The 25,844-nt window shown below is 56.1% G+C and carries 22 protein-coding genes; 16 read left to right on the top strand and 6 right to left on the bottom strand.

The window, feature by feature from the left end; translation table 11 throughout:
• Positions 1-34: 34 nt before the first annotated feature.
• Positions 35-760 (top strand): dihydromonapterin reductase, encoded by a 726-nt coding sequence (gene folM / locus KOSB73_RS17690; protein ID WP_004134410.1) that lies wholly within the window; start codon positions 35-37, stop codon positions 758-760.
• On the opposite strand, the gene KOSB73_RS17695 is transcribed toward folM, so the two are convergent.
• A complete protein-coding gene (locus KOSB73_RS17695) occupies positions 757-1,092 on the bottom strand; it encodes a GlpM family protein (protein WP_004119621.1) in 336 nt (111 codons plus the stop codon). The genes folM and KOSB73_RS17695 overlap by 4 nt on opposite strands.
• Positions 1,093-2,084: 992 nt before the next feature.
• Here KOSB73_RS17695 and iraM point away from each other — a divergent pair.
• The 5 genes from iraM (at position 2,085) to tus (ending at position 8,298) form a co-directional block, all read left to right on the top strand.
• The gene (gene iraM, locus KOSB73_RS17700) at positions 2,085-2,432 is read left to right on the top strand and encodes an anti-adapter protein IraM (protein ID WP_049085423.1); all 348 of its coding nucleotides are present in this window, start codon (positions 2,085-2,087) and stop codon (positions 2,430-2,432) included.
• 337 nt (positions 2,433-2,769) lie between these two features.
• The gene (gene rstA, locus KOSB73_RS17710) at positions 2,770-3,486 is read left to right on the top strand and encodes a two-component system response regulator RstA (RefSeq protein ID WP_004134406.1); all 717 of its coding nucleotides are present in this window, start codon (positions 2,770-2,772) and stop codon (positions 3,484-3,486) included.
• Positions 3,487-3,737: 251 nt separating this feature from the next.
• Positions 3,738-5,510, top strand: a complete 1,773-nt coding sequence (locus KOSB73_RS17715) for a bifunctional diguanylate cyclase/phosphodiesterase (protein ID WP_098140754.1) — start codon at positions 3,738-3,740, stop codon at positions 5,508-5,510.
• Positions 5,511-5,989: 479 nt separating this feature from the next.
• On the top strand, positions 5,990-7,291 hold the full coding sequence (gene rstB / locus KOSB73_RS17720; RefSeq protein WP_098140755.1) for a two-component system sensor histidine kinase RstB: 1,302 nt from the start codon (positions 5,990-5,992) through the stop codon (positions 7,289-7,291).
• Positions 7,292-7,365: 74 nt separating this feature from the next.
• On the top strand, positions 7,366-8,298 hold the full coding sequence (gene tus, locus KOSB73_RS17725; RefSeq protein WP_049088919.1) for a DNA replication terminus site-binding protein: 933 nt from the start codon (positions 7,366-7,368) through the stop codon (positions 8,296-8,298).
• Here tus and fumC read toward each other — a convergent pair.
• Both fumC and fumA read right to left on the bottom strand, forming a co-directional pair.
• Positions 8,288-9,688, bottom strand: coding sequence for a class II fumarate hydratase (fumC, locus tag KOSB73_RS17730; protein ID WP_098140756.1), 1,401 nt, complete (start codon positions 9,686-9,688; stop codon positions 8,288-8,290). The genes tus and fumC overlap by 11 nt on opposite strands.
• A gap of 142 nt (positions 9,689-9,830) precedes the next feature.
• Positions 9,831-11,477: a class I fumarate hydratase FumA gene (fumA, locus tag KOSB73_RS17735; RefSeq protein ID WP_024357995.1), complete on the bottom strand. Its 1,647-nt coding sequence runs from the start codon at positions 11,475-11,477 to the stop codon at positions 9,831-9,833.
• Positions 11,478-11,674: 197 nt separating this feature from the next.
• Between fumA and manA the strand changes: the two genes are divergently transcribed.
• Together manA and KOSB73_RS17745 are read left to right on the top strand one after the other, a co-directional pair.
• Positions 11,675-12,853, top strand: a complete 1,179-nt coding sequence (gene manA, locus KOSB73_RS17740; RefSeq protein ID WP_024357994.1) for a mannose-6-phosphate isomerase — start codon at positions 11,675-11,677, stop codon at positions 12,851-12,853.
• A 98-nt stretch (positions 12,854-12,951) separates the two neighbouring features.
• The gene (locus KOSB73_RS17745) at positions 12,952-14,514 is read left to right on the top strand and encodes a YdgA family protein (protein ID WP_098140757.1); all 1,563 of its coding nucleotides are present in this window, start codon (positions 12,952-12,954) and stop codon (positions 14,512-14,514) included.
• A gap of 25 nt (positions 14,515-14,539) precedes the next feature.
• Here the strand turns inward: KOSB73_RS17745 and KOSB73_RS17750 are convergent, their stop codons facing one another.
• A complete protein-coding gene (locus KOSB73_RS17750; RefSeq protein ID WP_024357992.1) occupies positions 14,540-15,568 on the bottom strand; it encodes a Mal regulon transcriptional regulator MalI in 1,029 nt (342 codons plus the stop codon).
• A 174-nt stretch (positions 15,569-15,742) separates the two neighbouring features.
• On the opposite strand from KOSB73_RS17750, the gene malX reads away from it, so the two are divergent.
• The 5 genes from malX to yedF all read left to right on the top strand — a co-directional run bounded on the left by malX (position 15,743) and on the right by yedF (position 20,711).
• Positions 15,743-17,335 carry a maltose/glucose-specific PTS transporter subunit IIBC gene (gene malX, locus KOSB73_RS17755; protein ID WP_004134377.1) on the top strand — a complete coding sequence of 531 codons (1,593 nt, stop codon included), beginning with the start codon at positions 15,743-15,745 and terminating at the stop codon, positions 17,333-17,335.
• A 48-nt stretch (positions 17,336-17,383) separates the two neighbouring features.
• Positions 17,384-18,562 carry a MalY/PatB family protein gene (locus KOSB73_RS17760; protein WP_098140758.1) on the top strand — a complete coding sequence of 393 codons (1,179 nt, stop codon included), beginning with the start codon at positions 17,384-17,386 and terminating at the stop codon, positions 18,560-18,562.
• 315 nt (positions 18,563-18,877) lie between these two features.
• Positions 18,878-19,081, top strand: coding sequence for a putative selenium delivery protein YdfZ (gene ydfZ, locus KOSB73_RS17765; RefSeq protein ID WP_004134374.1), 204 nt, complete (start codon positions 18,878-18,880; stop codon positions 19,079-19,081).
• 188 nt (positions 19,082-19,269) lie between these two features.
• Positions 19,270-20,481, top strand: a complete 1,212-nt coding sequence (gene yedE / locus KOSB73_RS17770; RefSeq protein ID WP_004134371.1) for a selenium metabolism membrane protein YedE/FdhT — start codon at positions 19,270-19,272, stop codon at positions 20,479-20,481.
• On the top strand, positions 20,478-20,711 hold the full coding sequence (gene yedF / locus KOSB73_RS17775) for a sulfurtransferase-like selenium metabolism protein YedF (protein WP_004134369.1): 234 nt from the start codon (positions 20,478-20,480) through the stop codon (positions 20,709-20,711). The genes yedE and yedF overlap by 4 nt, the downstream gene beginning before the upstream one ends.
• Before the next feature lie 77 nt (positions 20,712-20,788).
• Here the strand turns inward: yedF and metQ are convergent, their stop codons facing one another.
• The gene (gene metQ / locus KOSB73_RS17780; RefSeq protein ID WP_024357990.1) at positions 20,789-21,601 is read right to left on the bottom strand and encodes a methionine ABC transporter substrate-binding lipoprotein MetQ; all 813 of its coding nucleotides are present in this window, start codon (positions 21,599-21,601) and stop codon (positions 20,789-20,791) included.
• Between the two features lie 272 nt (positions 21,602-21,873).
• On the opposite strand from metQ, the gene add reads away from it, so the two are divergent.
• Complete coding sequence (gene add / locus KOSB73_RS17785) at positions 21,874-22,875, top strand: adenosine deaminase (protein WP_098140759.1); 1,002 nt, start codon at positions 21,874-21,876, stop codon at positions 22,873-22,875.
• 56 nt (positions 22,876-22,931) lie between these two features.
• Here add and KOSB73_RS17790 read toward each other — a convergent pair whose 3' ends face one another.
• On the bottom strand, positions 22,932-23,972 hold the full coding sequence (locus tag KOSB73_RS17790; RefSeq protein ID WP_098140760.1) for an oxidoreductase: 1,041 nt from the start codon (positions 23,970-23,972) through the stop codon (positions 22,932-22,934).
• 177 nt (positions 23,973-24,149) lie between these two features.
• Here KOSB73_RS17790 and blr point away from each other — a divergent pair, with 177 nt between their 5' ends.
• Together blr and KOSB73_RS17800 are read left to right on the top strand one after the other, a co-directional pair.
• The gene (gene blr, locus KOSB73_RS17795; protein WP_004119556.1) at positions 24,150-24,299 is read left to right on the top strand and encodes a division septum protein Blr; all 150 of its coding nucleotides are present in this window, start codon (positions 24,150-24,152) and stop codon (positions 24,297-24,299) included.
• A gap of 103 nt (positions 24,300-24,402) precedes the next feature.
• The gene (locus tag KOSB73_RS17800; RefSeq protein WP_024357987.1) at positions 24,403-25,773 is read left to right on the top strand and encodes a GH1 family beta-glucosidase; all 1,371 of its coding nucleotides are present in this window, start codon (positions 24,403-24,405) and stop codon (positions 25,771-25,773) included.
• Positions 25,774-25,844: the final 71 nt, after the last annotated feature.

Genomic DNA, 25,844 nt, shown 5'->3' on the forward strand with positions numbered 1-25,844 from the left:
GGTTACCCTGCCGCTGAACTCAAAGGAGATCTCCATGGCTGACATCCAGCCTCGCCCGATCCTGATTACCGGCGGGGGCCGTCGCATCGGCCTCGCCCTGGCCCGCCATTTTGTGGCCCGCCAGCAGCCCGTTATCATCAGCTATCGCACCTGGTATCCGGCCATCGACGCGCTGCGTGAAGCGGGAGCCGTTTGCCTGCACGCGGATTTCAGCACGGATGAAAGCATTCTGGCGTTCGCCGCAGAGGTGGAAGCGCACGCCAGCGGCGGTCTGCGCGCCATCATTCATAACGCCAGCGGCTGGATGGCGGAAAAGCCCGGGATCCCGTTAACCACGGTGCTCGCCAGCATGATGCAAATTCACGTCAACGCCCCCTACCTGCTCAACCATGCCCTGGAGAGCCTGCTGCGCGGCCACGGTCATGCCGCCAGTGATATTATCCATATCACCGACTACGTCGTGGAGCGCGGCAGCGACAAACATATCGCCTACGCCGCCAGCAAAGCGGCGCTGGATAATATGAGCCGCTCGTTCGCCCGCAAGCTGGCGCCGGAAATTAAGGTTAACGCCATCGCCCCCTCGCTGATTTTATTTAATGAAGGGGATGACGCGGAGTACCGCAGGCAGGCGCTCGATAAATCGCTGATGAAAATCGCCCCAGGCGAAAAAGAGATCATTGACCTGACTGAATACCTGTTCAGCAGTAGCTACGTGACCGGGCGCTCATTTGCCGTCGACGGCGGCCGCCATCTGCGCTAGTGGAAACGGCTCCAGCCAATAATGAGTAGCCACGCGCATAAGCTCCAGCACACCACTGCGCCTGCCAGGGCAAACGGCAGGCGCATAACGCCGGTGAAATACCATAGCGAAAGCAAGTAGATAAAGTACGGAATGATAGACCACATCCCAAAGACGATGGTGGTGCGTAGCGCTTCGATACCCCGCTCGCTGGCGACGATGTAGTGCGCAATCAGGGCGAAAGTGGGAAAAAGCGGAATTAACCCGGCGATATAGTAATTTTTCGTTTTGGACAGCACGCCGATCAGGACGACAACCAGTGCCCCGAGCAGCGCTTTTATCAACAGCCCCATTCCTTTTTGCCTTAACATTTAAACAACATGTATTCGCAGCATAACGGAAGCGCGGGAATTTATAAATGCGCAAAAACGGCGAGCAGACTGAACAGGCGAAAGACCTATTTGACTACTCCATAACGGTGGTTATGGCAGGTGATGATATCCCCTGACAAAGACCGTGCTATTTGAAATCAATCAACCCTATTTTGAACATCTTTTGCACAAACGCATTTGTTTTTACTGCGAAAAGCATCTGCATGCTCTAATTACCTGGTTATACGTATAACATTTTTTATATCGTTATTTTTGACGTTATCACCACAGTATATTTTTCCTGCACATCACCTTTAAGGGTTTACACATATTTTAAAGCGCAACATGAACGCCTGAATGATATTTAGCAGATGTTAACTCAATAATCTCATCAGTTTACTCGCACCATTAATCCGCAGTAAGTGATGCAAATCAATACTGATAAAATAGCCTGACAACGGTTAATTGATATAGGCGGTTTTTAGCATAACTGATGACTTTAAATCTATTCTTTCTGCACTCATTCGCAATAAGCGCGCGTAGACACTTTTTAGAAAAACAGCAGAATAAAGTCCGTTATATTGATTTATATCAAAATAAAACCGATTTCATAAAGAAGCATACTTTGCCATTAATGACATGCAGCGTAGTAGATATGATCGTAATTATATGATTTTACGATCTTTCGATCTAATCTTGATATCCAGCGCGGAATTTTATTCTATTCACAACCAACAATGCAGCTTATTAGTTCATCTCCGGTCGGTTTTTCGAATCTTTTACTTGTTGCTATTATCAATATCAGTATTAGACACTCATGTAAGTGCAATTATCCCATATTAAACTAAGTCAGCGTCAGCTAAAGGAACCTCCATGTTTGGACCCGCTTCAGGCACAATAAAAAGCCCCTTAAACCTTATCAAACTATATACATCAACGCGAAAATGCTCATAAATTACTGGAGCGCATTAAGCATGCAGTGGAATATTGAAAATAGCCTTGTATGTCCTGTAACCGGAACAGGATTTTCAGTTGCGGCAAGTGCTAAAAATCTCAAATTAATCATATGGTATAATGGTGATTATTTTTTGAACACTGGTTCGGTTATTAACATCACTCAAAATGAAGTGCTCATTAACGGCGAGCCCGGCGATTTACAGGTTATTCACGCTTTCCCCTATACGGAAATCCTGTGGTCAACGTTTGCCCGGTATATCGATTGTCCGGGCAATGAGGATCCTATGTTGCTCATCTGCCATCGAAGAAGTCTCTGCAAATTCGCCTTGTGCCCCTACGGTGCGAGGCAAAAGAGGCCAGAATAAGGCTCTCTCCTGGCTCAAGCTCAGCCTATTTCTCTACGGGCAGAGGCTGTTCTGACAGACGCTGCCCACCTTTGCCGCACCCCGTGAGCATAATACGCAGAGCTTTCATCATTAACGCAATCATTGTCTGGTCACGTGAAAGCATAGCTCTGAACCACAAGTCCGGGAAGCATAGCGAATTTCGTCACCAATACATAGCTCATATTAATGCCCGAATGGTTTACAATGGCGATAGCGATGAATGGGCTGCTGACCTTATGATGCCTCATGCGCCGTCTCAGCCGCGATTCTGGCAAAGCGATTCAAACGATGATAGATGAGTACAAGCATACACAATATGAATAAAATTGTTTTCGTTGAGGACGATGCCGAGGTCGGCGCACTGATTGCCGCCTACCTTGGCAAACACGATATGGACGTGGTGGTAGAACCGCGCGGCGACCGGGCGGAAGAGGTTATCGCGCGCGAAAAGCCCGATCTGGTGCTGCTGGATATCATGCTGCCGGGTAAAGACGGTATGACGCTGTGCCGCGATTTGCGCGGCCAATGGCAGGGCCCCATCGTCCTGCTCACTTCGCTGGACAGCGATATGAACCATATTCTCTCTCTCGAAATGGGCGCCAGCGATTATATCCTGAAAACCACGCCGCCCGCGGTGCTGTTAGCCCGCCTGCGCCTGCATTTGCGTCAGCACGTCGCCGTGCCGGAAGGTAGCGTCCCCTCCTCCCTCACCCCGCATAAAGCCATCACCTTTGGCTCCCTGAGCATCGATCCGGTCAATCGCCAGGTCATGCTCAGCGGCGAAAGCGTCGCGTTATCCACCGCGGATTTCGATCTGCTGTGGGAGCTGGCGACGCACGCCGGACAAATTATGGATCGCGACGCGTTATTAAAAAACCTGCGCGGCGTCAGCTACGATGGTATGGACCGCAGCGTCGACGTTGCCATTTCGCGGCTGCGCAAAAAGCTTCTCGACAATGCGACCGAGCCCTATCGCATCAAAACGGTACGCAATAAAGGCTATCTGTTCGCCCCCCACGCCTGGGACAATTAATTCACGGGTCAGCTGTGAGTGCAGGTTAAGTCGCCACAGTCACTGCACCCTCCTGTTAATGATTAACTATTCTTAAAACAAGCGTTGCGCTTAATGCAAAACTGGCGAATCCGGAACCGATCGGCGCAAAACATTCTAATGTGGTGGTAACCATGGCGATTGTGCCACTATCGATACCCGCCGCGAGTATAGAGCTTCACACCATGAGTGGGTTGGGATGACCGAAATATCTACTGTACGGGGGTATTTAAATGTTGAGCGATCTCAGCAACGATGAAAGTAAAAGACGCGCGGCGATTGACCTGTTAAAAAATCCCGACGAGGGACGGGACGAAGCATTAAAGAAGTATACGCATCTGGTCTGCCAGTTGCTGAAAATGCCGATGAGTTTTGTCTCGGTGCTGGATGATGAAAAGCAATATATCAAATCCGCTCAGAATATCGCCGCCACGGAAACCCGCCTGGGCGACGCATTTTGCGAACAGACCTTGAAACAGGGTAAAACGTTCATTTGTCGTGATACGCATCAGCACCCGGTTTTTCAGCGCGATCGCGCCGTCAGAGAAGCGCCGTTCATTCGTTTTTATGCGGGATGCCCGCTGACAACCCGGGATGGGGTGGCCGTGGGTACCTTGAGTATCCTTGATACGCAACCCAGGGAACTTTCCGACGAGCAGGTCGCTATCTTTAACACGCTGGCCGAGCTGGTATCGGACTTCTTAGCCTCCTGGCACTCGGTAGGCTATACCGACGTCGTCACGCTATTACCCAATCGTCAGCGCCTGCTGAAGGACATTGAGGTGTCGGCGGTGAGCGCTTTCCGGCTGGTCATCATTGACTGCATTGATATGCCCTTTGCCTACGAGATGGCCCGCTCATTGGGGATGATTGCCGTAGAAAACTTACTTCGCGACATGACCGCTCAGCTGCAGGCACGTCTGCCTCTCGCGGGCCAGCTTTACGCCGTGGCGGTCGGACGATTTGCTTTTTTAACGCCTGAGCCAACGGCTCTGTCGCTGGAAAACATTGCCCAAAACCTTCAGGGAACCCAGGCCAGGATTGGCCCGGAAGTTCCCCTGGATTTGGATATTCACATGGGTGACTCCGGGCTGTGCGACAGCACCCTGACGCCGAATGAAATTCTGCGTCGTGCGGTGAGCGCCTTGCATGAGGCGATAAGCCAGGGGCACCGTTTTACCACCTATAATGACGCCCTGGATACCCGCAAAAAGAGGGATTTCAGCCTGCTGACCGAACTCAGACAAACGCTGCAGGGAAACCAGGGCTTATATCTGGTCTATCAGCCGAAAATCTCGCTGGCGACCGGGCGCGTGACGGGTGCTGAAGCGCTGGTCAGATGGAAGCATCCGACAAACGGCGAAATCCTGCCCGGCGAATTTATCCCGCTGGTCGAAAAGACCAGCCTGATGCGTGAGCTCACGGCCTGGGTTATCGATCGCACTATCGCGCAGCTGAGCGAGTGGCGGGACCAGGGACTGACTCTGCCGGTGTCAATTAATCTGGCCGCCAGTGACTTTTCTCGGCCCGATTTCGCTGAGGAGCTTGAACAGAAACTGCGGAATGCGTCTCTTGAGCCGGCGCTGCTGGGATTGGAGTGTCTGGAAACCGAGAAGATGCTTGAAAGTCCGGCCGCGCTTAACGGGTTGAACATGCTTAAAAAACGTGGATTTAAAATTTCTCTGGATGACTTTGGTTCGGGATACAGCAACATTAATTACCTGCGGCAAATGCCCCTGGACATCATCAAACTCGACCGGTCTATTGTGAGTCATATTGTCGACGAAAAAGCCAGCCGCATTATTGTGCGTAACGTTATCAAGCTTCTCAAGCAGCTCGATTACATCGTCCTGGCCGAAGGCGTCGAGGATCGCAAAACGGTCGAGATCTTGCGAAGCCTCGGCTGCGATGAGGTTCAGGGCTATTTCTATGCCAGGCCAATGGTTTCTGCAGATTTTGCAGCATGGTCCCGCGCCAGAAACGCAGCGCCGGAAATAAACCCCTGAAGGGCATCGCCGTTTTCGTAGCAAATGATCGGACGCATCGGCGGTTACGCAAGGTTCTTGCTGACCAAAATGCCCCACGTTCAGTCGCGCTAACCGTACCAGCCAGCTGGTTTCTAGCCGAAATTGCCATATAACGTCCAGCAGAGATGAGAAAAGGTGTTATATCAAGTTGAACCCTCCTCACCTATAACCACTTTCTTATAATGGTTTTTTGACAAGCTTACGCGACGGCGTCAGCACTCGCTTGCTATGGGCTCCTCGAGTGTGCGCAATCAAGATTGCCGGGTGTGTCGACTGCCCGCCGCATAACTTATGCAGAGCGGATGTTGTCAGCCGGTGCGAACCCTGCTTTCATAGCGAATCCAGCGGCGGATGAAAATGCAGAAAGGGGTTTTCACGAAGTTTCTGCCGGGGAAAATGCCCTCATGATGCCTCTGAGGGTATGAGAAAGGCATTTAACCTTTTTTAAGTGAGATTTAATGAAAAAGCTGTTTGTGCAGTTTTACCTGCTGCTGTTCGTCTGCTTCCTGGTGATGACTATGATGGTTGGCCTGGTGTACAAATTCACCGCCGAACGCGCCGGGCGTCAGTCTCTGGACGATTTAATGAAAAGCTCGCTCTATCTGATGCGCAGCGAGCTGCGGGAGATCCCGCCGCGCGACTGGAGCAAAACGCTTAAAGAGCTGGATCTCAATCTCTCTTTCGATCTGCATATCGAACCCATCAGCAAATTCAAGCTGTCGGAGAACTCGATGCAGCATCTGCGTGCCGGGGATATCGTCGCTCTCGACGATCAGTACACCTTTATCCAGCGCATCCCGCGCAGCCACTACGTGCTTTCCGTCGGCCCGGTGCCCTATCTCTATTTTTTGCACGAGATGCGCCTGCTCGATCTGGCCCTGATGGCTTTTATCGCCATCTCGCTGGCCTTCCCGGTATTTATCTGGATGCGTCCGCACTGGCAGGACATGCTGCGTATTGAGACCGCCGCCCAGCGCTTCGGCGACGGACATCTTAGCGAACGCATTCATTTCGACAGCATGTCCAGCTTCGAACGGCTGGGCGTGGCGTTTAATCAGATGGCCGATAATATCAACGCGCTTATCGCCAGCAAAAAACAGCTGATCGATGGTATCGCCCATGAGCTGCGAACCCCGCTGGTGCGTCTGCGCTATCGTCTCGAGATGAGCGAGAACCTCACCGAAGCCGAATCTCTGGCGTTGAACCGCGACATCGGCCAGCTGGAAGCGCTGATTGAAGAGCTGCTGACCTACGCGCGGCTTGACCGTCCGCAGAACGAACTGAAGCTGACGACCCCCGATTTCCCGGCGTGGATCCGCGATCATGTGGAAGATATTCAAACGGTTAATCCCCAGCGCGAGGTCGCGCCAGGCGACATTTTGGCCGGCAATTACGGCGCGCTGGATATGCGCCTGATGGAACGGGTGCTGGATAATCTGGTGAACAACGCCCTGCGCTACAGCAATCGGCGTATTCAGGTCGGCCTGACGCTGCAGGGTTCGCGGGCGACGCTGCGGGTCGAAGATGATGGTCCCGGTATCGCGCCTGCTGAGCGCGAGAGAGTTTTCGAGCCTTTCGTACGCCTCGACCCCAGCCGCGATCGCGCCACCGGCGGCTGTGGCCTCGGTTTAGCTATCGTTCACAGTATCGCCCAGGCTATGGCCGGGGAAGTCCATTGCGAAGAGAGCGCGCTGGGCGGAGCCTGTTTTTGCTTTAGCTGGCCGGTGTATCATCAGCTGCCGAATTTTACCTCCGCCTGACGAGCCTTTGCGCAGATGCTGAGGTCTGCTATAGTTAAAAAAACGTCAAGCATGTTGTAACTAAGGTGGGAAATATGGCCAGCTATGACCTCGTTGAACGTCTGAACGGCACCTTTCGCCAGCTCGAGCGCGAACTGCAAGAGCTGAAACAGTCCCTGAGCCAATGCCGCCTGCTGGCCGCCCGCGTCTTTGAGCTGCCGCCGGTAAGCAAGGATGCGGAACACCAGCCGCTCGACAGCATCAATGTGGTTCAGCATACCGGCAAAACCGCGCTGGAGATGGCGCTCAGGCACTACAGCCATCTGTTTATCCAGCAGCAGTCGGAAACCCGCAGCAGTAAGGCCGCCGTGCGCTTGCCCGGCGCGATTTGCCTGCAAACTGACGCCAACCAACAGGCTGAGCTGGCAGGCAAAATCGCCCATATCAACGCCCTCAAAGCAACCTTTGAGAAGATTATTACCGTCGATTCCGGCCTGCCTGCCGCCGCGCGGTTTGAGTGGGTCCATCGCCACCTGCCGGGGCTTATCACGCTTAGCGCCTACCGTACCCTGACCCCGCTGCTCGATCCGAGCACCATTCGCTTTGGCTGGGCCAATAAGCACGTGATTAAAAACCTCACCCGTGACCGGGTGCTGATGCAGCTGGAAAAAAGCCTGCAGTCGCCGCGGGCGGTGCCGCCGTGGACGCGCGAGCAGTGGCAAAGCAAGCTGGAGCGAGAGTATCAGGATATTGCCGCCCTGCCGCAGCGGGCAAAGCTGAAGATAAAGCGGCCGGTGAAGGTGCAGCCCATCGCCCGGGTCTGGTACAGCGGCGAACAAAAACAGGTGCAATACGCCTGTCCGGGACCGATGATTGCGCTGATATCCGGCACGAAGGGGGTCAGCGTGCCGGACCTCGGTGAGTTACTGAACTATGACGCCGAGAACGTACAGTATCGCTATAAACCGCAGGCGCAGTCGCTCAGGCTTCTGATCCCGCGGCTGCACCTGTGGCTGGCTAGCGAGTAGGCAGACTGCCCACCATCTCTTGCGGGCGAACCCACCGGTCAAACTCGTCCTCCGTCAGGTAGCCGAGCGCCAGCGCGGATGCCTTCAGGGTCACCCTCTCTTTGTGCGCCTTTTTGGCAATTTCCGCCGCTTTGTCATAGCCAATATGGGTGTTCAGCGCGGTGACCAGCATCAGCGACTCATTGAGCAGCTGGCTGATGCGTTCACGATTCGGTTCAATCCCCACCGCGCAGTGCTCGTTAAAGCTCTCCATCCCATCCGCCAGCAGCCGCACCGATTGCAGGAAGTTGTGGATCACCAGCGGGCGGTAGACGTTGAGCTCAAAGTTGCCCGATGCGCCGCCAATATTTACCGCGACATCGTTACCCATCACCTGGCAGCACAGCATAGTCAGGGCTTCGCACTGGGTCGGGTTGACTTTGCCGGGCATAATCGACGATCCCGGTTCATTTTCCGGGATCGCAATTTCGCCAATCCCGCAGCGCGGGCCGGAAGCCAGCCAGCGTACATCGTTGGCGATTTTCATCAGCGAGGCGGCCAGGCCTTTCAGCGCCCCGTGGGCGTGCACCAGGGCATCCACGGTCGCCAGCGCTTCAAATTTATTCGGCGCGGTGACAAACGGCTGGCCGCTTAAGGCCGCGAGCTCGGCGGCGACGCGTACCGCGTATTGCGGATGAGTGTTGAGCCCGGTTCCCACCGCCGTCCCGCCCAGCGCCAGCTCCGCCAGATGCGGCAGGCTATGGTCGATATGTTTTAAATTATGCTCCAGCATCGCTACCCAGCCGGAGATCTCCTGGCCGAGGGTCAGCGGCGTGGCGTCCTGCAGGTGGGTGCGGCCGATTTTGACGATGTCGCTGAAGGCAACGGCTTTATCGTTCAGGGTCTGCTTTAGCACGTTGAGCTGCGGAATCAGCTTCTCCCGCAGGGCAATTATCGCCGCCACGTGCATCGCCGTCGGGAAAACGTCGTTAGAGCTCTGGCTCTTGTTGACATCATCGTTCGGGTGCACCTTACGCTCCATCCCGCGCGCCCCGCCCAGCAGCTCACTCGCGCGGTTGGCCAGCACCTCATTCATATTCATATTGCTTTGCGTGCCGGAGCCGGTTTGCCAGATAGCCAGCGGAAAGGCGTCCGGATGTTGGCCTGCCAGCACTTCATCCGCGGCCTGAATAATCGCCTGCGCTTTCTCCGCGGCCAGCAGGCCGAGATCGTTATTCACCTTCGCCGCCGCGCGCTTGGTCAGCGCCAGCGCGTGGATAAGCTCGACCGGCATTTTTTCCGTCGAAATGCGGAAATGTTCCAGCGAGCGCTGGGTTTGCGCGCCCCATAGCTTGTCAGCAGGCACGTCGATGGCGCCCATTGAGTCTTTTTCACTGCGATACGTTGTCATGACTGTCTCCTTGGATTCAAAGTGCGAAATCGCGACAAAGCTCACCTGCTTAAAGCGTAAAGTATGGGTCAGATTTATATGTTGTTTTAGTCGTTCGTGCCGCTAAGCGGCATAAAAAAACCGCCCCGAAGGGCGGCTGGGATTATTTCACGCAGCGGGCGCACTGCGAGCTTTGGATTTGCTGGAAGAAATCGTTGCCCTTGTCATCCACAAGGATAAACGCCGGGAAGTCTTCCACTTCGATTTTCCAGATAGCTTCCATCCCCAGCTCCGGATACGCCACGCACTCCAGGCTACGGATACTCTGCTGCGCCAGTACCGCCGCCGGACCGCCGATGCTGCCGAGGTAGAAACCGCCGTGCTTATGGCAGGCGTCGGTGACCTGCTGGCTGCGGTTGCCTTTGGCCAGCATCACCATGCTTGCGCCGTGGGATTGCAGTAAATCGACGTAGGAGTCCATACGGCCAGCGGTGGTGGGACCAAGAGAGCCGGAAGCGTAACCGTCAGGCGTTTTCGCCGGACCCGCGTAGTAGATCGGGTGATCTTTGACGTACTGCGGCAGTTCTTCACCGCTATCGATAAGCTCTTTCAGCTTCGCGTGAGCAATATCGCGGGCCACGATAATCGTACCGCTCAGCGACAGACGCGTCGACACCGGGTACTGCGACAGCAGCGCCAGAATATCGCTCATCGGCTGGTTGAGGTTGACCTTGACCGCCTCGCCCTCACCGGCCTGACGCAGATGTTCGGGAATATACTTGCCCGGGTTGCTCTCCAGTTTCTCCAGCCAGATCCCTTCGCGGTTGATCTTGGCTTTGATATTACGATCCGCCGAGCAGGAGACGCCCATGCCCACCGGGCACGACGCGCCGTGGCGCGGCAGGCGGATAACGCGGATATCGTGGGCGAAGTATTTGCCGCCGAACTGCGCCCCAAGACCGAGGTTTTGCGCCTCCACCAGCAGTTCCTGCTCTAGCTGAATATCGCGAAAGGCCTGGCCGTGCTCGTTGCCTTCGGTCGGCAGGCCGTCGTAATACTTGGTTGAGGCCAGCTTAACGGTTTTCAGGGTGGACTCCGCCGAAGTGCCGCCAATGACGAACGCAATATGGTACGGCGGGCAGGCGGCGGTTCCCAAAGTGCGCATCTTCTCGACGAGGTAGTTTTTCAGCTTCGCCGGCGTAATTAATGCTTTGGTTTCCTGGTACAGATAGGTTTTATTCGCCGAGCCGCCGCCCTTGGCGATGCAGAGGAATTTGTACTCCTCGCCGTCGGTAGCGTAGAGGTCGATTTGCGCAGGCAGGTTAGTGCCGGTGTTGACCTCTTTATACATATCCAGCGGCGCATTCTGCGAATAGCGCAGGTTATCCTGGATATAGGTGTTATAAACGCCCTGCGCCAGCGCGGCTTCATCGCCGCCGCCGGTCCACACGCGCTGGCCTTTCTTGCCGGTAATAATCGCCGTGCCGGTATCCTGGCAGGTCGGCAGCACGCCTTTAGCGGCAATATCCGAGTTACGCAGGAACTGTAGCGCCACGTACTTATCGTTTTCGCTGGCTTCCGGGTCGTTGAGAATATCGGCGACCTGCTGCTGATGCGCCGGGCGAAGCATAAAGGAGGCGTCGTGGAAAGCGTGTTGTGCCAGTAAAGTTAGCGCCTGAGGTTCAACTTTCAGCACTTCCTGGCCGGCGAATTCGGCGACGGAGACGTAATCACTGCTGAGGAGGTAATACTCGGTATCGTCCTTTTTCAGTGGAAAAGGATCCTGATATACAAACGGTTTATTCGACATTGTGCTCTCACTTACTGCTTAGCTGATTATATTTCAGGCAGACACTCCATTTGCCCGTGGAAAAGCGAGTCGATCGATTTTACACAATTTTTTAACAAAAACTGAGACAAGGACGACTTTTTCTTCGCGCCGGTTGCTTATCGGTCGATTGCTGGTTTAATAGTGCCATGACTATTAAGTGGAAACAGGGATTGAGAATGCAAAAGCTCATTAACTCAGTGCAAAACTACGCCTGGGGAAGCCATACCGCCTTAACCGAACTTTATGGGATTGCTAATCCGAACAACCTGCCGATGGCGGAGCTGTGGATGGGCGCGCATCCGAAGAGCAGCTCGCAGATTCTGGACAATAGCGGAACTCCGCGTTCTCTGCGCGACGCGATCGACAGCGATAAAGCGACCCTGCTTGGCGAGAAAGTCGCCGGGCGTTTCGGCGAACTGCCGTTCCTGTTCAAAGTCCTGTGCGCCGCGCAGCCGCTCTCTATCCAGGTGCACCCGAACAAGCAGGCCTCGGAAATCGGTTTTGCCAAAGAGAACGCCGCCGGGATCCCGCTTGATGCCGCCGAACGTAACTATAAAGATCCGAACCACAAGCCTGAGCTGGTTTTCGCCTTAACGCCGTTCCTCGCCATGAACGCCTTCCGTGAGTTTTCCGATATCGTCAATCTGCTGCAGCCGGTCGCCGATGCCCATCCGGCGATTGCCCAGTTCCTTGCGCAGCCGAACGGCGAGCATCTGAGCCAGCTGTTTGCCAGCCTGCTGAATATGAAGGGCGAAGAAAAAGCGCACGCCCTGCGCGTGCTGCAGGCGGCGCTGGACAGCGAGCAGGGTGAGCCCTGGCAGACTATCCGCCTGATCGCCGAGTTCTACCCGGACGATAGCGGACTCTTCTCTCCGCTGCTGCTCAACGTGGTCAAACTGAATCCCGGCGAGGCGATGTTCCTGTTTGCGGAAACGCCGCACGCCTACCTGCAGGGCGTGGCGCTGGAGGTGATGGCCAACTCGGACAACGTGCTCCGCGCGGGTCTGACGCCGAAGTACATCGATATTCCGGAACTGGTGGCGAACGTCAAATTTACGCCCAAACCCGCTGGCGAGCTGCTGACCCAGCCGGTCAGCCGCGGCGCGGAGCTGGACTTCCCGATCCCAGTTGATGATTTTGCCTTCTCTCTGCACGACCTGTCGGCGCAGGCGTCAACCATCGCCCAGGATAGCGCGGCGATCCTGTTCTGCGTCGAGGGCGAAGCGGTCATCACCAAAGACAAGCACAGCCTGACGCTGAAGCCGGGTGAATCCGCGTTTATCGGCTGTAATGAATCTCCGGTGCAGGTCAGCGGCTATGGCCGCGTCGCGCGCGTGTTTAATAAGCTCCAGTAAGTTACTGAACTTTTTAGCCACAGTTGCTAGACTTTCACCCATCATGACAACACAACCAGGCGGCCCGATCCGCCTGGTTTCATTTATGGACAAATGCTATGAAAAAATCGCTGGTCGCAGCAGGAGTTATCATCGCGCTGGGCGTCGTCTGGTCTGGCGGCGCGTGGTATACGGGGAAGCAGCTGGAAAGCCGCATTGCCGATATGGTGCAGCAGGCTAATGCGCAGCTGCAAAGCAGCGCGCCGCAGGCTGGCGTGGAGCTGACATATCAGGGCTATCAGCGCGGACTGTTCCGCAGCCATTTACAGCTGGTGCTGAAGCCCATTGCCGGCAAAGAGCCCCGCTGGCTCGCCGCCGGGCAATCGCTGGTGTTTGATGAAGTCGTCGATCACGGTCCTTTCCCGCTGGCTTCGCTGAAATCCTTTAACCTCGCTCCGGCGATGGCGTCCGTCAAAACCACGCTGACCAATAACGACGCCAGCAAGGCGTTGTTCGACATCGCTAAAGGCGAAACGCCGTTCACCATTGATACCCGTATCGCTTATAGCGGCGACAACCAATCCGCTATCGTGCTCAACCCGCTTGATTACGCGAAAGGCGATGAGAAAGTGACGTTTAGCGGCGGGCAGTTCCAGCTGAATGCCGACCGCGAGGGGAAAACCCTCAGCCTGAGCGGCGAAGCCGGTAGCGGGCAGATTAACGCCGTCAACGAGTACAACCAGAAAGTTCAGCTCACCTTTAATAATCTGAAAACCGATGGCTCCACCGAAATGGCCAGCTTCAACGAACGTATCGGTAAACAGGCTATCTCGCTGGACAAACTGGCGATTGGCGTGGAAGGCAAAGAGCTGGCGCTGTTCGAAGGGATGAAAATTGACGGTAACTCCTCGCTGACTGCCGACGGTAAAGGCATTAACAGCCAGCTGGACTACACCGTCAACAGCCTGAAGCTGCAAAATCAGGATATCGGTAGCGGCCGGCTGACCCTGAAACTGGATAACATTGACGGCGCAGCCTTCCATCAGTTCAGTCAAAAATACAACGCCGAAGCGCAGGCGCTGATGGCGGATCCGCAGCTGGCGCAGAATCCTGAGCTCTATCAGCAGGCGCTGACGCAGACCTTCTTTAGCGCGCTGCCGATGATGCTGAAAGGCAGCCCGTCCCTGACCATTTCGCCGCTGAGCTGGCGCAATGCGAAAGGCGAAACCACCCTTAACCTGTCGATTCTGCTGAAAGACCCGTCGCTGACCACTACCCCGTCGCAGACGCTGGCGGATGAAGTGGATCGTAGCGTTAAATCTCTCGACGGCAAGCTGGTGATCCCGGTCGATATGGCGACGGCGTTTATGACCCAGATTGCCGGGCTGGAAGGTTATCAGCCCGCCGACGCCGCTAAGCTTGCGGATCAGCAGGTGAAAGGCCTGGCGGCGATGGGCCAGATGTTCCGCATCACGACCATGGAAGATAACGCGATCACCTCAAGCCTGCAGTACGCTGACGGCCAGGTCACGCTGAACGGGCAGAAAATGCCGCTGGATGAGTTTGCCGGAATGTTCGGTTTAGCGCTTCCCGCCGTCGCTGAACCCGCAGCGCCGCAGGAAACTCAGCCGCAAGATGACGCGCCGCAAGACGTAGTTCCACCCGCAGCGCCACAGCAGTAAACGACAAATAGCCCCTTACCAGGGGCTATTTTCGGGTAATCAGTCGCGGAGAAATGATCTGGTTTCTCGCCGCGCCCTGGCCCTCTTCCATTCGGCGTAAAATGCACTCCGCCAGGCTTTGCCCCAGCTCCCGGGCGGGTGTCGTCACCCAGGTCAGCGGCAGGTCGTCCAGCGCATCCTCGGGCAGTTCCGCAAATGCCGCCAGCGCTATCCGCTGTTCAAAATAGCTTTCGACGCCAGCTTCGCCGCTCTGCCGCCCGGCGCGCATCAGCCCAAACCACGCCCCGGTGGCGATCACGCTGTTGTAGCACAGCACGGCGCTAATTGTCGGGTTTTGCCGCAGCAGCGCCGCCATCGCCTCCGCCGCCTGCTTCTGGCTCGACTCGCATTCGAGCACCCACTCGCTATGAAACGGCAGGCCATACTTCAGTAAGGTGGCGCAGTAGCCGCCCACCCGTTCGGCGCGCGTCAGGGACGAGCTCTGCCCTCCCAGCCAGGCAATGCGCTGATGGCCGCGGCGGATCAGGTGTTCGGTGACAATCTGCGCCGCCTGCATATTATCCGGGCGGATCAGGTCAACATCGTCGAGATAGCTGGCGCGGGAAGCAAACACCAGCGGCATCCCGGCCTGCGCCGCGCGATCGCGCAGCTCCGCTCCCTGGTCGATCGCTCCGGCAATCACTACGCCGTCGACCCCTTGCGCCACCAGGGTATCAAAACGCTGAAGCATTTTTTCACCGCTGTGTCCCCCCTGAGTGAGGAACACCATTCGCCCCTGCGACTCAAGCGCGTCGGTCAATCCGGCGGTCATCTCGGCGTAGAAAGGCTTCGATAGGTCGCTGACGATCAGACCGATCACCCCGCTCTGCCCGCCGCGCAGAGACGCCGCCTGACGGTTACGCACGAAGCCCAGTTGCTCAATAGCGTGATTGACGCGCTCGCCGGTGGCCGAGGAAATACGCCCCTTGCCGCTCAGTACCAGCGATACCGTACTGACCGATACCCCCGCCGCCTGGGCGACATCATTAATGGTGATTTTTTTCGCGATAGCCATAACTGCAGGCTGGCTCCCTTTGGCTGTCGATAAAACGTTTTATCAAGATACTCTCTTTATAAACGTTATTATCGCCGGAATATGTGATTTTTATCGCACTAAAATTAGGTAAAACGTTTTATCTTTCCGTTGCGCTTCATCCTACCGCTAACTTTAAGAACCAGGATTCATGTTATGACGGCGAAAACAGCAAGCAAAATTACCTTATGGGAGTTTTTCCAGCAGTTAGGGAAAACCTTCATGTTACCCGTGGCGTTGCTCTCCTTTTGCGGGATCATGCTGGGGATCGGCAGCTCTCTGAGCAGCCATGATGTCCTGACGCTTCTGCCGTGGCTGGACGTGCCGCTGCTGCAGGCCGTTTTCATCTGGATGGGCAAAGTCGGCTCTTTTGCCTTCAGCTTTCTGCCGGTGATGTTTTGTATCGCCATTCCGCTGGGCCTGGCCCGGGAAAACAAGGGCGTCGCCGCGTTTGCCGGTTTTGTCGGCTACGCCGTGATGAATCTGGCGGTTAACTTCTGGCTGACGGCCAAAGGCATTCTGCCGACCACCGATGCCGCCGTCCTCAAAGCGAATAACATTCAGAATATTATCGGTATTCAGTCTATCGATACCGGGATCCTTGGCGCGGTGATCGCCGGGATCATCGTCTGGATGCTGCATGAGCGTTTTCACAATATCCGCCTGCCCGACGCGCTGGCCTTTTTTGGCGGCACCCGCTTTGTTCCAATTATTACTACCGTGGTTCTCGGCCTGGTCGGTCTGGTGATCCCGTTGATCTGGCCTGTTTTCGCCATGGGAATTAATGCCCTCGGCCAGGTCATCAATAGCGCCGGGGATTTCGGACCGATGATCTTCGGCACCGGAGAACGCCTGCTGCTGCCGTTCGGCCTGCACCATATTTTGGTGGCGCTGATCCGCTTTACCGAGGCGGGCGGCACCATGGACGTTTGCGGTCATAGCGTTAGCGGCGCGCTGACGATTTTCCAGGCCCAGCTCAGCTGTCCGACCACCCACGGCTTCTCCGAAAGCGCGACCCGTTTCCTTTCGCAGGGGAAAATGCCGGCATTTCTCGGCGGCCTGCCGGGCGCGGCGCTGGCGATGTACCACTGCGCGCGTCCGGAAAACCGGCATAAAATTAAGGGACTGCTGATTTCCGGCGTTATCGCCTGCGTGGTGGGCGGTACCACGGAACCGCTGGAGTTCTTGTTCCTGTTCGTCGCACCGGTGCTGTACGTTATCCACGCGCTGCTGACCGGGCTGGGCTTCACCATGATGGCTATCCTCGGCGTGACTATCGGCAACACCGACGGCAACGTTATCGACTTTGTGGTGTTCGGCATTCTGCACGGTCTGTCCACCAAGTGGTATCTGGTGCCGGTGGTCGCGGCTATCTGGTTCGCGGTTTACTACGGCATCTTCCGTTTCGCTATCACCCGTTTTAACCTGAAAACCCCGGGACGCGATATTGAAACTAATAGCGCTTTCGAAAAGGCCGTCACCGGCGTGACCGGAAAATCAGGCTATAACGTTCCGGCGATTCTGGCCGCGCTCGGCGGCGCCGAAAATATCGTTTCGCTCGATAACTGCATCACCCGCCTGCGTCTGTCGGTTAACGACATGAGCAAAGTCGACAGCGCCGCGCTGAAAGCGAATCGCGCCATCGGCGTGGTGCAGCTCAACCAGCACAACCTGCAGGTGGTGATTGGCCCGCAGGTGCAGTCGGTAAAAGATGAAATGGCTGTCCTGATGAATACCGTCGAGGCATAAGCTCCGCCCCCTCCCTACGGGAGGGGGTTCATAATGAAGGAAGTGCAGATGTTTGATTTTTCAACGCCGGTCGACCGTCATGGCACCTGGTGTACCCAGTGGGATTACGTCGCCGACCGCTTTGGCGCAGCCGACCTGCTGCCATTTACTATCTCCGATATGGATTTCGCCACCGCCCCCTGCATTCTTGATGCCGTCAGCAAACGCCTGACACACGGCGTTTTTGGCTATAGCCGTTGGAAAAACGACGAGTTCCTCGGCGCGGTGAGCCACTGGTTCGCCAGCCGTTTTCATAGCTCAATCGATCGCGAAGCGCTGGTGTACGGCCCGTCGGTTATCTATATGGTCGCGGAGATGATTCGCCAGTGGTCGGCAGTGGGAGACGGCATTGTGGTCCACGCTCCGGCCTATGACGCCTTTTATAAAACTATCGAAGGCAATCAGCGGCGCGTCGCCCCCGTCCCGCTCACCCTCGACAGCGGCCAGTGGCGCTGCGATATGGCGCAGCTGGAACAGGCGCTGGCCGAGCCGCGCAATACCGTTTTGCTGCTATGCAGCCCGCATAACCCCACCGGCAAGGTCTGGACCCGTGAAGAGCTGGAAACCATGGCGCGGCTGTGTGAAAAACACGGCGTGAAGGCGATCAGCGACGAGATCCATATGGATATGGCGTGGGATGGGCATCAGCACATCCCGTGGTGCGAGGTGGCGCGCAGCCCCTGGGCGCTCTTTACCTCCGGTTCGAAAAGCTTCAACATTCCGGCGTTTACCGGCGCATACGGGCTGATTGACGACGCCGCCGCACGCGAAAGCTATCTGCACGCTCTGAAGAGCCGCGATGGCCTCTCTTCCCCTTCCGTGCCGGCGCTGGTGGCGCATATCGCCGCCTATCGCGAGGGGGCGGCCTGGCTGGATGCCCTGCGCGGCTATCTGCAGGAGAATATGCGCTACATCGCCGATGAGCTGAACCAGGCGTTTCCCGAGCTTAACTGGCAGCCGCCGCAGGCGACTTACCTGGCATGGATTGATCTGCGGCCGCTGGCGATTGACGATCGCGCCCTGCAAAAAGCGCTCATCGAGGAGCAAAAGATCGCCATTATGCCCGGCGATACCTACGGCGAAGCGGGTAAAGGCTTTGTCCGCCTGAACGCCGGCTGTCCGCGCGAGAAGCTGGAAAAAGGCGTACAGGGGTTAATCGCCGCGTTGCGCCGATCGCCAACGTGCTAGCGGCCTGTCCGCTAGCTCAGAGGTCAATATCGCCGCCGGTTTTTCGCGGCTAAAAAATTAAGCCGGAAATATCATCATCCCGCGCTATTTTTCCGCGCCGCCGGAGTACACGATCTATTTAGCACACGGCGGCGCGGCATCGCGGGATTATTTACCGCCGCTGCCTTCGCTTAATTGCCGACTCCCCGCTCGCTCATCCGTCCTCCGGGCATAATTAGCCGATATTTTGACGAGACTCAAAAAAAACCGTTTCACAAAGGTGTATTTAAATGCCGTTTTTAATTCCCGTCAAAGCATTCATCAGGAGGAAAAAAAATGAACACCTACGATCGTAACCGTAACGCTATCTCTACCGGCAGCATGGTTATGGTGGCCGACAGCGGCGCGACGGGCGTCATCAAAGCCATCCACGCCGAGGGTAAAACGGCGGAGCAGATCCGTCGCGCCGATTGCGTGGAAATAGACGGCCATCAGGGATTATATTGCCCGTTGAATCTTATTCGCCTGGGCTTTAACTAATCGCCAAAACCGTCACCGGGAGCTGACCGCGGTTCGGCGGGCGTGAAAGGCCACTCTGGTGTGGCCTTTTGTATTCTCTTTATCGGTCAATTTGATCCCATCGAGCGTTTTCAGCGAATAAGCCGCGTATTATCGCTGCTCTTTAACCCGCTACGGGTAATATACCTTCTGAGTTCAGAGGCATCTTCATGACATGGCAACAGTTCAAACAGGCGTGGCTGATTAAATTCTGGTCGCCGGTACCCGCCGTTATCGCCGCGGGTATTCTCTCAACCTACTACTTCGGTATTACCGGCACTTTCTGGGCCGTCACCGGCGAATTCACCCGCTGGGGCGGGCAATTACTGCAGCTCGTCGGCGTGCACAGCGAAGAGTGGGGCTACTATAAACTCATTCATCTCGAGGGCACCCCGCTCACCCGTATCGACGGCATGATGATCATCGGCATGTTCGGCGGCTGTTTCGCCGCCGCGCTGTGGGCGAATAACGTGAAGCTGCGCTTCCCTCGCAGCCGGATCCGCATTCTGCAGGCCGTCGCCGGGGGAATTATTGCTGGTTTCGGTGCGCGCCTGGCGATGGGCTGCAATCTGGCCGCGTTCTTTACCGGTATCCCGCAGTTTTCTCTGCACGCCTGGTTCTTCGCCATCGCTACTGCTATCGGCACCTGGTTCGGCGCGCGCTTTACCTTACTGCCCATCTTTCGTATTCCGGTAAAAATGCAGAAAGTGTCGCAGGCGTCGCCGCTGACGCAAAAACCTGACCAGGCGCGGCGCCGGTTCCGTCTCGGGATGGTGGTCTTTTTCGCCATGATCGCCTGGGGCCTGCTCACCGCGGCGAACCAGCCGAAGCTCGGCCTGGCGCTGCTGTTTGGCGTGGGGTTTGGCCTGCTTATCGAACGGGCGCAGATCTGCTTTACCTCCGCCTTTCGCGATATGTGGATAACCGGACGCACCAATATGGCGAAGGCGATTATCTTCGGTATGGCCGCCAGCGCCATTGGCATCTTCAGCTACGTGCAGCTGGGTATGGAGCCGAAAATCATGTGGGCGGGCCCTAACGCGGTTATCGGCGGCCTGCTGTTTGGCTTTGGCATCGTCCTGGCGGGCGGCTGCGAAACCGGCTGGATGTACCGCGCGGTGGAGGGTCAGGTGCACTACTGGTGGGTCGGGCTGGGCAACGTGATCGGTTCAACGATCCTCGCATACTACTGGGACGGGCTCTCCCCGGCGCTGGCCACAAGCTGGGATAAAATCAACCTGCTGGCGACCTTCGGGCCATTCGGCGGCCTGCTGGCGACCTATCTCCTGCTGCTGCTCGCGCTGGTTCTGGTGATAGGCTGGGAAAAACGTTTCTTCCGCCGTCAATCTCTCGCCGCCTCGACCGTTAAGGAAAGCGCATGAAAACTTTCGTTCCCGATTATCGCCTCGATATGGTTGGCGAACCCTGCCCCTATCCGGCCATCGCCACGCTGGAAGCCATGCCTTCGCTGAAGAAAGGCGAGATACTTGAAGTGGTCAGCGACTGTCCGCAGTCGATTAACAATATCCCGCTGGATGCCAAAAACCACGGCTACACCGTGCTCGACATTCAGCAGGATGGGCCAACCATCCGCTATTTGATTCAAAAGTAGCCAGAAAAAAGCCGGTAGTGGGTCGCTACCGGCTGCAATGATCGTGACTGCACGCGATCAGAGTTGGCCGAGCGTCTCTACCAGCCCTTCACCGCATCGCCTTTGTATAGCCGTTCAGCCGCCGCGGCGACCTCATCGCTCTGGTAGGCCTTCACCAGGTTTTTCACCTTCTCGCTGTCTTTGTTTTCGATACGGCTGGCAAAGATATTAACGTAAGGCGAATCTTTGCTTTCCACAAACAGGCCGTTGCGCGACGGCGACAGCCCAACCTGGCTGGAGAAAGTGGTATTGATGATCGCCATGGTTATCTGCTGGTCGTCCAGCGCGCGGGTCAGCTGCGGCGCTTCAATTTCGACGATTTTTAGCTTTTTCGGATTGTTGATAATATCCAGCGAAGTGGGCAGCAGACCCACGCCGTCCTTCAGCGTAATCAGCCCCTGTTTTTGTAACAACAGCAGAGAACGACCGAGGTTAGTTGGATCGTTGGGGACCGCCACCTGCGCGCCATCGGGCAGCTGAGCGACCGATGTGATTTTCTTTGAATAGGCCGCTATCGGATAAACGAAAGTGGTGCCAACCTGAACCAGCTTATAGCCGCGCTCCTGAATCTGTTTGTCCAGATAGGGCCTGTGCTGGAAAGCATTGGCATCCAGATCGCCGTTATTCAGCGCCTCGTTAGGCAGAACGAAATCATTAAACGTCACCACCTCAACGTCGAGGTTGTATTTCTCTTTCGCCACTTTTTGCGCCACCGCCCACACTTCCTGATCGACGCCCGCGCTAATGCCCACCTTGATGTGGTTGGGGTCCTCGCCAGGTTTGCAGGCGGCCAGCAGCAGTGAACTTGCGACAATCAGCGGTACCGCGATTTTTTTTAACGTGAAAACCATATTCCCAGGGTCCTTTTAAAAATTGCCTGCCATTCATTGCAGGAAAATCAGCGCCAGAGACTATAGAAAATCTCACGGGCGAAATTAAATACTGATTGACTATGATTAATAGCGTTTTGCTATGAGCGATTTGGTCATTCCTCTATTTGACAGGGTAATCCTCCCTCCTCTCAACGTTTTCCCCTGGATTGTTCGGTATTTTTCTCCCCTTTAAACCATTTATCGTTCTGATGTACAATGACGCGCACTTTAACTAAAAAAAGAGTGCGACCATGATTGATTTAATTTTGCCATTAACCGACATCCATCGCCACCTCGATGGCAATATCCGGGCCCAAACTATTCTCGATCTTGGCCGTCAGTTTAATCTCGCACTCCCGGCAGACACCCTCGATACTTTACGTCCTCATGTGCAGGTCACCAGCAATGAGCCCAACCTGGTCAGCTTCCTCGCTAAGCTCGACTGGGGGGTAAAAGTGCTGGCCTCGCTGGAGGCCTGCCGCCGCGTCGCCTATGAAAACCTCGAAGATGCCGCGCGCAACGGCCTGCACTACGTCGAACTGCGTTTCTCTCCACGCTATATGGCGATGACTCACCAGTTGCCCGTTGCCGGCGTTGTCGAGGCGGTGATCGCCGGAGTGAAAGAAGGCAGCCGCGACTTTAACGTCGAAGCCCGCCTGATCGGCATCCTGAGCCGCACCTTCGGCGAGGCGGCCTGTGAGGAAGAGCTTGAGGCTCTGCTCGCCCACCGCGACGGCATCACCGCCCTCGACCTCGCCGGGGATGAGCTGGGCTTCCCGGGAAACCTGTTTATGGATCACTTCCGCCGCGCGCGCGATGCCGGCTGGCGCATCACCGTTCATGCGGGCGAAGCCGCTGGCCCGGAAAGCATCTGGCAGGCGATTCGCGAACTGGGTGCCGAGCGTATCGGCCACGGCGTGAAGGCGGTGCAGGATCCGGCGCTGATGGATTATCTCGCCGCGCAGCGAATCGGTATTGAGTCCTGTCTGACATCCAATATTCAGACCAGTACCGTGCCATCCCTGGCCGAGCATCCGTTGAAAACGTTCCTCGAACACGGCGTGCTGGCCTGTATCAACACCGACGACCCCGCCGTTCAGGGCGTCGATATTATCCACGAATACACCTTCGCCGCCCCGGCTGCCGGCTTAAGCCGGGAGCAAATTCGCCAGGCGCAGAAAAATGGTCTGGAGCTCGCCTTTTTAAGCGCCCAGGAGAAAGCGGCGCTGATTCAGCGCGTACAGCAGGCTTAATGTTTACCCCCGCGGCAACGCGGGGTTCTGCTACCGCCTCGTTTCGTCAGGGCGATCTAATTCAGAGACAGCGTCGCCCGATGCCTGGCCGACTCCAGCCCCAGCTCAATCAGTTCCATTATCTGAATCGCCTGGCTTGCCGGGACCGGATTAACGCCGACCCCGTTAAGCGCATCGCGAATGGCGGCATAATAGGCCGGATAGTTGCCCGGTAGCGTCAGCCACGACGCTTCGGTTATTTCCTCGCCTTCGGCCCGCGTCAGCAGCCCGTCGCGCATATCGTATCCCCAGTCCTCCTGCGGCAGGCGCTCGCCGCTTTTCAGCCGTTCTTCCTGCGGATCAAGGCCGTATTTCACGTAGCTTCCGCGCGAGCCGTGGATGATAAAGCGCGCCGTTTCCGCGGCGGCCACCAGGGTTCCGTGTAATACCACCCGGCGCTGCGGCCAGGTTAATACCGCGTGAAAATAGTCAGTGGACTGCGAGCCCGGACGTAATTGCGCCAGATCGACCTGCATGCTAACCGGAAGTCCGAAGAGATTTACCACCTGGTCCAGCAGATGCGGGGCAAGATCGTACCAGATGCCGCTGCCCGGCCCGCCCTGCTCGCGCCAGCGTTGCCGCACCTGCGGTCGATAGCGGTCGAAATGTGACTCAAAATAGACTACCTCTCCCAGCAGCCCTTCATTAATCAACGATTTCACCGTCAGAAAATCGCTGTCCCAGCGGCGGTTGTGAAACACCGAAAGCAAGCGCCCCTCGCTTTTGGCAATCGCTTCAAGCTCGCGCGCCTGCGCTAGCGTCACGGTAAAAGGTTTATCCACCACCACATGCTTGCCCGCTTGCAGCGCGGCTTTGGCCAGCGGGAAATGGGTGTCGTTTGGGGTGGGGATCGCCACCAGGTCGATATTGGGATCGCTAAAGAGCGCTTGCGGCGCGGCCACCACCTGCACCGCAGGCCAGTCGGCCAGCACTTTCTTTTCATCGCTGCTCGACACCGCCGCCAGCGTCATCCCCGGCGTACCGCTGATGAGCGGCGCATGAAAGGTTTTGCTCGCATAGCCGTAACCGATTAATCCTACCCGGATAGCGTCACTCATTTTTCAGCCCTCTTAACGAGAAGATGGTGGCCGCGTTGATGCCGCGGCTTGCTCACTCTTTTAACCCACAACGTTGCTCAGCTTTACGCCATTTGCGTCGCTAAGATCATGTAACACTTGCGTTACTTCAGTCGTTGAGTACCATTTCAGTCTGGTTTCACAATTTGCAGTAGTGTTATGGAAAACGTTTTTAACCGTATTGTAGAACTTATTGGCTGGATTGTTTTGGGCGTTTCGGCCCTGCTTTTAGTTATCGCTCATCATATTGATAACTACCAGTCCCCGCCTTCCGTTGATGTTGTTCAGACGAAGCCGCTGTCGAAATAAACAGTGACCCGCTTCGCAACTATGCAACCGGTTTCTGAAACCGGTTGCATAGTTGCACACGCATTGATTACACTCTCTTTATCAATCGATAAGGAGTTTTTTCATGTCCGGATTTCCGCAACACTTTTTATGGGGCGCCGCTACCGCAGCCTGGCAGGTTGAAGGCGGACACGATGCCGACGGCAAAGGCCCTTCTATCTGGGATACTTATTCCCATCTTCCTGGCACTACCTATCAGGGGACGACCGGTGACGTCGCCGTTGACCACTACCATCGTTTTCGCGAAGACGTGGCGCTGATGGCGGAAATGGGTTTGCAAAGCTATCGCTTCTCTATTTCCTGGCCCCGCCTGTTGCCCACCGGCCGCGGCGAGGTGAATGAAGCAGGGGTGCAATTCTACAGCGACCTGATTGACGAGCTGCTGGCGCATAACATTGAACCGATGATCACCCTGTACCACTGGGATCTCCCCCAGGCGCTACAGGATGAAGGCGGCTGGGAGGCGCGCAGTACGGCGCAAGCCTTCGCTGAGTACGCGCGTCTTTGCTATCAACGCTTTGGCTCTCGCGTCAAACTGTGGGCCACCTTTAACGAGACGATCGTTTTTATTGGCCACGGTTATATTAACGGCATTCATCCCCCTGCGGTGCGGGACCCGGCGCGGGCCATTCAGGCCTGCCACCACGTCTTTATCGCCCATGCGCTGGCGGTTAAAGCGTTTCGTGAAATGGGCGTCGCGGGAGAGATAGGGTTTGTCAACGTGCTGCAGCCGCACACTGCATTAACCGACAGCGAAGCAGATAAGCAAGCGACGGAGATGGCGGACGCTATCCATACCCACTGGCTCTACGATCCGGTATTAAAAGGCGGCTATCCTGCGGAGCTGCTGCAGAAAACTCAGGCGCTGTGGGGCGTTCCGGCCTTTGAACCGGGTGACGATGCGCTGCTGCGTGACAACCGCTGTGATTTTATCGGCCTGAACTACTACCGTCGTGAAACCGTGTCGGCGCAGCCTCCTGAAGTCGCGACCGGCGGCGAGCCGGGAGTTGACGGACTCTTTTACTTCGTGCGCAACCCGCAAAGCACCTATACCGAATGGGGCTGGGAAATTTGGCCTCAGGGCTTAACCGACGGGATCATGATGATTAAAGCGCGCTACGGTGATATTCCGATCTATATCACCGAAAACGGGCTGGGGGCGGTAGACCCGATTATCAATGGCGAAATCGTCGACGACCCGCGAATTGACTACCTCAGCAGCCATATCACGGCGCTGGAAAAAGCGCTGGAGCTGGGTGCCGACGTGCGCGGTTACTACCCCTGGTCCTTTATTGATCTGCTGAGCTGGCTGAACGGTTATAAAAAACAGTACGGGTTCGTTTATGTCGATCACCAGCAAAATCTGGCGCGTAAACGGAAAAAGAGCTTTTTCTGGTATCAAAACGTTATTGCCAGCCGAGGCGAACAGCGTTAATCTTCTCTCCCAGGCGCCTTCCGGCGCCTGATTTAGTTCTGGAATACTCCTAAATTTCTTTTTACCAGGCC

Source organism: Klebsiella grimontii (assembly GCF_900200035.1).
GTDB classification, from domain to species: domain Bacteria; phylum Pseudomonadota; class Gammaproteobacteria; order Enterobacterales; family Enterobacteriaceae; genus Klebsiella; species Klebsiella grimontii.